Source organism: Caballeronia terrestris, assembly GCF_001544515.1.
In the GTDB taxonomy this organism is placed as follows: domain Bacteria; phylum Pseudomonadota; class Gammaproteobacteria; order Burkholderiales; family Burkholderiaceae; genus Caballeronia; species Caballeronia terrestris.
Window position 1 is genome coordinate 1 of the sequence record NZ_FCOL02000247.1, and the last position, 2809, is coordinate 2809.

The window sequence follows — 2809 nt, forward strand, 5'->3', positions numbered from 1 at the left end:
AAGCAACATTCTCCTTCAATCGCCACCGCCTTCTCCTGCTTCCCTACGCCGCATACACCAGATTCAACGATAGCTCAACGACGAACCGCGGGTGAGCAAGGCGAGCGCGATTATCGCCCGTCAGGCGAAACACATGGCAAGCCTGATCGACGATCTTCTTGATGTTTCACGGGTCACGCAAGGCTTAGTGCAATATGAATTCGAGGTGTTGGACCTGAACCGAGCCGCAGCGGATGCCATTGAGCAGGTGCGACCCATCATTGAGCGGAAAAGGCACCGCTTTTCGCTACATACTTCGCCCGTCGCCGCGCTGGTGCGCGGAGACGAGAAGCGTTTGATTCAAGTGCTGGCCAATCTGCTTAACAACGCCGCAAAATACACGCGGGAGGGGGGAACGATTGATTTCAGCGTGACCATCGAAAGCGGGCACGTCAAATTGGTCGTGTCAGACGACGGGATTGGCATGACCCCGGACGTCACTGCTCGTGCATTTGAATTATTCTCACAGGCGGAACGCAGCGCCGACCGGTCACAGGGCGGCCTAGGAATTGGCTTGGCGCTGGTGCGAAGTCTTGTAACGGCACATGGCGGTTCTGTGTATGCGTGGAGCGCGGGCCCAGGACTTGGCAGCACGTTCGTCGTCTGCCTGCCATACCTCGAAGTCACGCATGCGGGCCTTTATCAGGCCGAGCACCCAACGGCCGGCGAGTCCTCTTCGCTCGCCGAATTGAAGATGCTGATCGTTGACGATAATGCGGACGCGGCGGAGGCGCTGGGGATGCTGGTCGAAACCGCGGGCAACGACGTACAGTACGCTTCCGACGCGACAACGGCTCTTGAGGTAGTCGAACGTTGGCGCCCGGATGTCTGCCTGCTCGATGTTGGCCTCCCGGATATCGACGGCTATGAGTTGGCCGGCATGCTTCGCAACAGAGCTGAAACGGCGAAGGCGGTCCTGGTTGCCGTCACCGGATATGGCTTGCCGCAAGACAAAGGGAAAGCACTGGCCGCCGGCTTCGATCATCATTTTGTCAAGCCACTTGATTTCAAAACGTTGCTTGGGGTTTTGGGGGAAATCGCGTCCCCAAAGAAATAGCTGCGGTAGCGTCCAGACCGGGTGCCTGCCGACGGTGCTAAGGACATTGTGGTTTGCCATTGCGCGGTGGCCGCTGATGTCCGGCGGTCAAACTAAGATGTGAACTGAGATGCGCAAAGCGTTAAATGAGCACTGCGCTGGGACGCCTCGGGATCAGGCCGATGCCGAAATCCACCAGTGGCGCACCGCGCGCGCGGCAATCCTGCTGATGGGCGATTCGGGGCTCCGGCGCGACGAAGCGGCGCACGCGCGTCGTGAAGTTTGCGCCCGTATGTCCGCTCAATACGCCCATCGCCCGAGGGTCTGAACGACACTCCGGTGCGGGTCCGACGATGATCGGCAAACGGCGCAAGCAACGCACCGTGCCGGTCGGCGCGGCCGCTGCCTTGCGCGACCACTGGATCGACCGCGAACAAGACTTCGATGTTTCGCTCGCCTCAGCGCTATACGGCCGATGCGTTTGTCATCTGGTGTGTCAGACGCTGCAACGCCTGACTACCGAGTTAGCCGCGCCACTCCGATATCTCATTCGGGGACCGGTGCAGTTCGCGAACACTTCTGAGCATGCTTTCCGTCACACCGGCTGCCAAACGAAAGGCCCGCGGCTACACGCGCTTCACGACGATGCGCACGGTCCTCTTTTCTCGTTGCTAGCAAGCTCGACTTGTCCGCCTTCGACCCGCTTGCCTTGTGAGCCCCGTTACCCACTCCTTTTCTAAAAGAGCCGAAAAAGTCTTGTGCAAACCTCATCGCAATGATCTATAAAAATACATCTATCGAGAGGAGCGTCACCGCTGGCTTTCGGATAGACCAGTAAAAACCGGAAGCGCACGCTGCTGAGCAACATTAGTCAATGTACATAGTCAAGGTGTAATTCCCGGAAAAGTCTACTGCGGCGCGGCAGTTGATATCTTCGGGCGAGTCATAGCAAACCTCGAGGAACATCATCCTCCGGTGCAGCAGTTCTGTTATTCGTGTAAAAGTGCACACTGGCAAACCGCGTTCTTGTCACCGACTTCTCGAACCCGGGCCAGGGACCGACTTAGCCGAAGTTAAGCGCGGCGTACTGCTGCCCCCGCGTCCCGACTTGCGCCTACCCGCGGATAGCAATACTCCTGCGTGAGCGTCGAATCGACACAGCGGCGGTAGACACCGTCGCCGAAGAGCTTCCATTAGTCAAGAAATCAGCGAGTTCAGATCCCTATATCGGCTTATCGCCGACGGCTACTACGCGTAGACCTGCCGACGTCGCCTTTACCGTCTGGCTTGCGCTTAACTGGTGACTACTGATCGAGGGTGGTAGAAGGAGAAACGCCGTCAACAGGGAGAGAGTCATGAAAAGATGTTATTGTTTCGCCCCTCATTCAGCGACTGCTGCAACGGTTGTATTCCTATCCGCGACTGGGGCGGCCTATGCCGAAGACACCGTTGTCATAAACCTTGACCTATCTGAGACGCGGCTTTCGACAACAGAGCTTACAACTTTAAAGCCGGTCGTGAATCGATTGTATGCGCCTGATACATCGACGGTCATGCCAAACACCGACGCCGGTCCATATACTCCCGGCGTCATGACGCAAAAGGGTATCGTAACGGCCGACGGACCTCGCGCATATGGATCTTTCGGCATTCCATATACATCTACTCGCGTGCAGGACGGTGATCAAAGCGCTTCGGGCGCTACGCTTGCCAACCTTCTTAGCACGAGCTTCC

The 2809-nt window shown here is 57.5% G+C and carries 1 protein-coding gene; it reads left to right on the top strand.

The annotated features are described in order from the left end of the window. Positions 1-133 precede the first annotated feature (133 nt). Entirely contained in the window at positions 134-1096 is a 963-nt protein-coding gene (locus AWB67_RS36010) for a hybrid sensor histidine kinase/response regulator (RefSeq protein ID WP_125477840.1), read from the top strand. Positions 1097-2809: the final 1713 nt, after the last annotated feature.